General features: G+C 72.1%; 4 protein-coding genes. 2 read left to right on the top strand and 2 right to left on the bottom strand.

Features of this window, described 5'->3' with window-relative positions:
* Positions 1–289: hypothetical protein (locus VNO22_13205; protein HXG62329.1), on the top strand; the 289-nt coding region annotated here is incomplete at its 5' end.
* Between the two features lie 10 nt (positions 290–299).
* Here VNO22_13205 and VNO22_13200 read toward each other — a convergent pair.
* Complete coding sequence (locus VNO22_13200) at positions 300–2,150, bottom strand: hypothetical protein (protein HXG62328.1); 1,851 nt, start codon at positions 2,148–2,150, stop codon at positions 300–302.
* 99 nt (positions 2,151–2,249) lie between these two features.
* Here VNO22_13200 and VNO22_13195 point away from each other — a divergent pair, with 99 nt between their 5' ends.
* A complete protein-coding gene (locus VNO22_13195) occupies positions 2,250–4,115 on the top strand; it encodes a hypothetical protein (protein HXG62327.1) in 1,866 nt (621 codons plus the stop codon).
* A gap of 4 nt (positions 4,116–4,119) precedes the next feature.
* Here the strand turns inward: VNO22_13195 and VNO22_13190 are convergent.
* The coding region (locus tag VNO22_13190) for a LamG-like jellyroll fold domain-containing protein (protein ID HXG62326.1) at positions 4,120–7,419 on the bottom strand (3,300 nt) is incomplete at its 5' end.

Genomic DNA, 7,419 nt, shown 5'->3' with positions numbered 1-7,419 from the left:
GGAGCAGTTCGCCTACATGCTCGGCAAGATGAAGGCGGTGAAGGAGCCTAACGGCACCTGCCTGCTCGACAACGTCATGATCGTCTACGGCAGCGGCAACGGCGACGGCAACCGCCACAACCACGACGACCTGCCCATTCTCCTGGCCGGCCGCGGCGGCGGCACGATCGCCAGCGGAAGGCACCTCCGGGCGAACGGGTCCCTGTGCGGCCTTTTCCTGTCCCTGTTCGACCGGATGAAGGTCCGGGCCCCCTCGTTCGGGGACACGAGCAAGCGGATGGCGATCTGAGCCGGGCCCGTCATCGGAGGTCCACGGGCATCTCGTGGCCCTCCGCCCGGAGCGTCACCCGTCCGCGAGGCGTCATGAACGTGGCCTGCGCGGCCGTGCGCGCGACGATCCGGCCGTCCCGCCAGTCGCCGTTGGCCTCGACGAGCCAGGTGGCGCCCGGCGGCGCCCGCCCGAGGGTGATGACCGCCTCCTCCGCGGCCGCCAGGTGCACGTAGAGCGTGGATCCGGAGCGGGCGAATCCAAGGACGTTCCGCGAGCGAGAAAGATCCACCTCCGCGCCCTCGTCGTCGAACCGGACCGTGCGGCAGGCCCCGTAGTCCCGGATTCTCCAGGCCGCCGGGCCCGCGCGCTCCAGGCGCGCCGAGAAGAACCCGCGTACCCAGGCCACGTATTCGGAGACCGTCATGGGAAAGATCTCCTGCCGGCGCACCCAGTCGTAGATCTCGCGCAGGGCCGCTTCTCCGCCGGGTTGCTCGACGACATAGAAGTGAAAGTAGACGTGGATCGGGGTGACCCGATAGGGCGTCTCCGCCCGCTCGTAGCTCCACAGAACGTTCCGGTAGGCGAAGAAGTTGCGCGTCCAGAGGTCCGTGAACTGATTCTCCGATCCGCCGCGGTGGTTGAACTGGACGCGCGATCCGCGCCGAAGGGTCGCCGCGCGGAGGTTCGTCAGGGACGTGTGGTTCTGGGGCCGCCCCTGGTCCGGGCCGTTCATGTGGGCGATCCCGAGGGCGTCGCACCGCGCGATCGCCGCCTCGGGCACCTCGCAGTCGCCCGTCCAGAGATAGGCGCGGACCGGTTTCCCGGCCGTCCGCTCGATCCGCCGGACGGCCTCGGTCACCTCGAGATCCAGCGAGAAGGGGCCCGGGTACGAGAGCTTCCGCCGGGGCCAGCTGACGGGATGATAGTACCCGTGCGCCGCCGGCTCGACGTTGGGAAGAGACAGGATCGAACGCGCCAGCTCGCCGTGCTCCTCGAGATCCGCGGCGATCGCCGACACCGTGATCGGGAGATCGATCCTCCGGATGAAGTCGTCCCGGACGATCTCGCCCGAGAAGCGTCCCGTTTTCGGTCCCGGCTGGACGCGGTTCCCCAGTCCGTCTCCGTCCACGGAGGCGAAGAAGATCCGGCGTCCCATCGCGGTCGCCAGGTCCATCTTGGGGGTCCGCTTGACCCCGAACGCCTCCGCGAAGAAGACGAACGGATTGATCCGCCACTGGTCCCGGTTCACCCGCGGATCATAATGGACATGGATCCACGCGAAGCCGCCCCAGGGGCCCGTTACGACGAGGTCGCTTTCGCTGTCCGGCACGTCCCGGCGGCGCGCCCGAAGGTAGACGCGGCAGGGCGGAGCCGCTTTCATGCACACGTACCAGCCGAGCTCCCGGTCGAGCGTGCGCTCGAACTCGACGAGCGGCTCCTTGCGGACGATCTCGATGAGCGCGGGGTTCTCTACTTCCAGGCCGCGATAGGTCAGGCCGAGAGGGCGCAACCCCTCGTTGACGACCTCCGGAGGGGTCGCGTACGTGGCCCCGAGGTTGCCGACCAGGACCACCTTGCGGCCGGCCTTCGCCTGGCGCGCGATCCACCGCCAGTAGTCCCGCGTCCTTCGGACCCGGCCCTCCATGAACCAGACGAGGATGCCGCGGTAGCGCTCCATTTGGTCCTCGTCCGGGAGGCCGTCGTGGACATCATGGTAGGTGGCCACGAGGCCCAGGTAGTTCAGCACCACCTCGGCGTAGAGCTGAATTTCGCAGGCGCGCGTGGAACGATCCTCGCGGGAATTGTAAAGGCAGAGCACGTCCCGCTTCTCCTCCTCCGCGGACGGCCCGAGCAGGCAGAGGGCCAGCGCGATCTTCATGTCGATTCCGCTGACCCGCATGCCTCGGTCGCGTTACGGTCCGCCGCGTAACGGCCCTTGGAGTCGGGTGTCCTCAGGTCGGCGGCGGGAGGAGGGCGCATGAAGGCGATCCGGATCGCGGCCGTGCTGGCCGCGGCGGGACTGGCGGGGTGCGCAGACGACGGCGAGGACGGCGCGTCACATACGATCCTCGACGACGGCGACTGGAGGGGACCCGGCGTTTCGGCCGACGGGGGGCCCGCCGAGGGCCCGGAAGGGACGGGAGGCCCGGGAGGCTCGGTCCGCGTCTCCGCGCTCCACGGAATCGCGCAGGACGCCGCCGCGCCGGCGCCCCCCGCGCCGCCTCCGGGAGGCCAGGCGCTCTCGGACGCCGATCTCTCCGCCGACGTGACCCGCTCGGGAACCCTCCGCATCGAGGGGACGGTGACGGCGTCCGGCCCCGGCGCGGTTCGGACGCTCACGTCTACGGACGGAGACATCGTGGTCGCGGGCACGCTGCGGGCGGCCGATCCCGGAGGCGCGGTTCAGGGCCTCACGCTTCAGGCGCCGCGCGGAACGGTGTACGTGACCGGGACGGTTCAGGCGGAGAACTTCGACGGCGCGAACGACGGCGACGCCGGCGGAGCGATCGTGCTTCGGGGATCCCGGGTCGTGGTGACGGGAACCCTTCGCGCGGACGGGGAGGACGGAACCTCCCAGGGGGGAGACGGCGGAAGAATCCTTCTGGCGGCTCCAGGCCCGGTCCACCTCGGGGGACGCGTGTCCGCCCGGGGGGGATCGGTCCGTGGGAGTTCCGTGGACGGGGCCCGGGGAGGGAACGGGGGCGTTCTTGAAGCGGCGGGGTCCGGGGAGATCGTCTTTTCGGCGTCCGCGGCGCTCCGAGGGGGCTGGGCGCGCACCGCCGGCGCGGGAGCGGCGGGGGGGCAGGGCGGCCGGGTTCTCATCGAGGGGTTCGCGGTCGTGCGTTTTTCCGGAGCGGCGGATCTTCGGGGCGGGGGCGCTCAAGCGGGCGGGGGAACGTCCGCCGGCGGCCGGGGAGGCGAGTGGTCGGCCGGCTTGGGAAGCACCCTGGACCGCTTGGAGGCGGCGGAAGGCACGCTCTCGGCTTCGGGCGGTTCGGGTTCGGCGGCCGGCGGCGCGGGGGGCGAACTGCGTCTGGCGGCTTTTCGAGGGGACGTGGTTCTGGGCGGCGTCCTCGCCGCCGACGGAGGAGCCTCGGCCGAGGCGCCGGGGGCGGGCGGAACGATCGCGGCTCTGTGCGACGTGGGGGGTGGAGCTCTGATCTGCGCGGCATCCTTGCGGGCGCGGGGCGGGTCGGCCTCGGATCCGAATCGCGCGGCGCCCGGCGGATCGGGAGGGAGCGTGGAGCTCGGGGCGGCGTCCTCGTCGGGCTCCGTGACGCTCCGCGCGGGTTCGGCGGCGGTGGCCGACGGCGGGGAGTCCACCGGAACGGCCGCGGCGGGGGAGGGCGGGGAGATCGAGATCGTGCTGGCGGACGGTCCGGTTTCCGTGGCCGGGGAGGTGCGGGCGCGCGGCGGCGCGGCGCGCGGAGCGGGCGGGACGGGCGGGCGCGGCGGCTTCTTCGGGGTGCGCTCGGATAACGACGCGGACGGCGCGGGCGGCGACATCACGCTCGAGGCCGGGGCGCTCGTGGACGTGTCGGGGGGACCCGGGGACGCCGGCGGGAGCGCCCGGAACAACGGCGGACCGGGGGTGGGGCACATTCCGGATCGGCTGGGAATCTTCGCCGTCGTGCTCGACAGCGACTCCGTTTCGGGGACTCCGGTGGGGGCGGTGATCCGGAATCTCGGGCGGGTCGTGGCGCGCGGGGCCGCGCGGAACGGCTCGGGGGGGGACGTCATGTTCCACGGCGCGGGGCCCGACGGTCGGCGGGATCCTCTTCCCGGCGACGTGGACCTGGCGGGGGACGGAACGGGCGCTCCGGGGGATTTCGCGGCCGAGTGAACGTTCAGCGCGTGACGCGCCAGACTTCGAGCGCCGAGAAGTGCGCCTCCCCCCCGCGGGCCGCGAGGTCGAGGGCGCCGTCCGTCACGTCGACGAACCACGGGCCCAGCCTGTCCCATCGCCCGGCCGGCCCGCCCGTGTACCGTCCGACGACCCGGCCTTTGAGGAGGATTTCGTAGCTCTGCGGACCCCGCGGGTTCCAGACGTAGAGGTACACCTGGTAGCTGCCGTTGGGCATCGGGTTGAGGGCCACATGCGTGCCCTCTTTGGAGGCTACGGAAGTGCGCAGGAGGGACGCCCAGCGGGGATCCGCCACCGGGGGATCGAGCGTCACCTCGGGAGGCTCGGCCGCCTCGCCCTTGACGCTGAGGTTGCGCGCCTGGGGTCCTTCCCAGTCCAGGCCGTCGAATTTCGCCGCCTGGCCGGCCAGATCGATCGCGCGGTAGAGCGACGCGTTGCCCACCCGGATCGTCACCGGCGGCGAGACGTACACCGCTCCCGACTTGTCCACCGCCCGCGCCGTGAGCGTGTAGACGCCGGAAGGGACTTTGTTCCAGGGGAGGACGTAGGGGAACGTGGCGTCCATTCCCAGAAGGAGGCTGCCGTTGTAGAACTCGACCTTGGCCACGCGGCCTTCGCCGTTTTCGACGCTCGCGGAGATGGCCAGGGTCGCGCCCGCCTCGAAGCGCTCGCCCGGGGCGGGGCTGGTGATCTGGACGGAGAGGGGGCCGCCGGCCGCGGCGCCCGCCAGGATGCGGACGTCGTTGGGTCCCAGGGCGCGGGCGTAGACGCGCACGTCGTCCACCGCCCCGTCGGCGGCCCAGCGGTGGGTGGCGGCTCCGGGGGAAGCGATCCCGATCTTCCAGGTCTCGGTTCCGAAATCGAAAGGAGTCGCCGCCGCGGGGAAGGGCACCGCGCCGTCGGCTTTTCCGTTCACGTAGATGCGGATCGTTCCTTCGGCGCGGCTCACGACGCCCGCGACGTGATACCACGCTCCGGGAGGATAAACGCCCGCGCTGGAGACGCCCACGCCCGTGCCGTCCGCCAGCCAGTGATCCATGGAGAACTTCTGATCGGGGCCGTACTTGAGGCCTTCGGGGCGGCTCCCCTTCATGACGATCGCGTAGGAGCCGTCGTTAGCGGCGGCGTCGGCGCCGGGAGGCCGGGAATTCGGCCGGAACCAGACGGCGATCGTGTAGTCGCCCTCCTGGAGTTTGCGCAAGGTCGGGGAATCCGGGATATTGACGTACCGGTCGCGGCCGTCCAGCGCCAGGGCGCCGCCGATCCGGCCCGGCGCCCGCCGCGGCTCGTTGACGAGGATTCCGGTGTTGTCGTTCCCGGAGGCGTCGGCGGCGGTGGGGCCCGTCTCGTCGAGCGTCCAGTGTCCCACGAGGGCGGGGTCGCGCGGGGAAGCGTCCGCCAGGTCCTCCGCTCCGGAGGATTCCGGCTGGGCCGCCCGCAGCCACGCCCGGAGTTCGGATTCGACCGGCGGTTGCGTCCGCGAGGCGCTCACGACCGCGGCGGCCACGGAAAAGCCCTTCTCCTCGGTGAGCAGGCGCACGGTCTTCAGGCCCGCCGAGGCGTAGCGGGGCAGCGGAATCGCCACCCATTCCCAGCGCCTGGGCTCCTTGGGCCCTCCGTGCATCTCGTGGCGGGGCTTGAGGAAGGGGATTCCGACGCGCACCGGCACCGAGACGTTGCCGCCGGGGTCCACGGCGAGAATCTCGCGAGTCTGGGGGTGAGGCACGGTGAGGTCGGTGGTCTGATAATAGAAGGTGAAGGTTTCCTGGCAGCACCCGCCGACATAGACCCAGCACCGGTAGGACGCGTCGGGAAGCGCGTAGAAGGAGAAGTCGAGCGTATTCTCCCGTCCCTGCTGGGGATCGCTTTCCGCTTCGGACGTCCAGCACGGCCCGAGCTTGGGCGCCCGGGCGGGTTTGAAGGTGCCCGCGGCCGCGAGGTCCCCGGCGAGGAAGACGTATTCGCGGCCGGCTTCGCGCTGAGCGGCGATGTGGACGCGCCGGCGCCGGACGACGGTGGTGTCGGCGTAGTCGTTGAGGAGGGTGCGGTATTTTTCGATCGCGGCCCCGCGGGTACGGGGCGCGCGGCGCTCGATTTCGGCGGCGAAGTAGAGCCGGCGTGCGGCGATTTCGCGCCGGCCGGCCTCGGAAGCGGGATTGGCCCGTTCGTCCGCCACCCGCGCCCCCAGGGCCCAGTATTTCCAGGGGATCTGGTCGGAAGGTCCGCCCAGGAACCGCCGGGCCGCCTCCACGTCCCCGTCGAGGAGGCAGAAGAGGGCCAGCGCGCGCGGGGACGCCGCCGGCCGCGAGCCCGCCAGGCGCGCGAGGATCTCCGCCAGCGAGCGGGCCGTGACCTCGCCCAGATCCACGGGCACGGCGGCCCCGCCCTGCATGACCTCGACCTCCTGGGCATCCGCGCGGACGAGCGGCGCCTCGATCTTGCGGGGGGAACCCAGTTCGTCGTAGTGCTCCAGCGGCAGCCGCTCTCCGGGCGGCCAGCGCAGGAGCGCTTCCAGGGCCTCGCGCCACGTCGCGGCCGCGCCGCGGAGGAACTCGAGGTCCGCGCGCGCCTCGCCCGCCACGTCGGGCTCGCGGACGCGCTCGGCGGCGCGCTCCAGGGCCGCGACCGCGGCGTCGTACTCCCGCGCCGCCGCCAGGAGCGCCGCTTCCTGCCAGAACTTCTGGTAGAGGCGGGCTTCTTCGCTGGGCGGCTTGAGCTCCGGCGGGGGAGCGGGCGTCGGGGACGCCGCGGCGGGATTCTCCGCGGCGGCCGCCAGCGTTTTCTCGAGCTCCGTCGCGAAACTCGGAAGGCCCCAGCGGGCCACCCTCTCCTTGAGGGCGCGCAGCTCGTCTTCCGCTCCGCGGCGCCGCGCGTCGAGCGCCCGATCCCGCAGGGGGAGGAAGGCGGGCCAGGCGTGCTTGACGGTGACGTCGCGCAGGCGCAGGTCCACTCCCTGGGTCCACTCGCCGGTCGGATACTTCGAGCGGGCCTTTTCGAGGATCTGGACCGCGCGGCCGAATTCTTCCTTCTCGCAGGCGGCGCGGACCTCGCGGTCGAGCGCCTCGAGTTCCGCAACGACGATCTCCTTCACCTTCGAGCGCAGCTCTTCGCTCTCTTTCTGGGCCTCGGCGTAGAGCGGAGTGCCCACGGTTTCCAGGAGCGCCTTGCGGTACAGCTCGAGGGCGCCGGCGGGATCGGGGGGAACGGCCCGGGCGGCGTGGCGGGCCTTCTCGAGCGCGGCATGGGCCGCCTGTTCGCGGGGGGAGACGGCGGGGGCGGGGGA

The organism is Planctomycetota bacterium (assembly GCA_035574235.1).
GTDB lineage: Bacteria > Planctomycetota > MHYJ01 > MHYJ01 > JACPRB01 > DATLZA01.
The sequence above is the reverse complement of the archived record's forward strand: the minus strand, read 5'-3'. Positions and strand labels throughout refer to the sequence as shown.

Coding starts and splice junctions, on each gene's coding strand:
- VNO22_13200 (HXG62328.1), bottom strand. CDS start 2,150: ATGAAGATCGCGCTGGCCCTCTGCCTGCTCGGGCCGTCCGCGGAGGAG.
- VNO22_13195 (HXG62327.1), top strand. CDS start 2,250: ATGAAGGCGATCCGGATCGCGGCCGTGCTGGCCGCGGCGGGACTGGCG.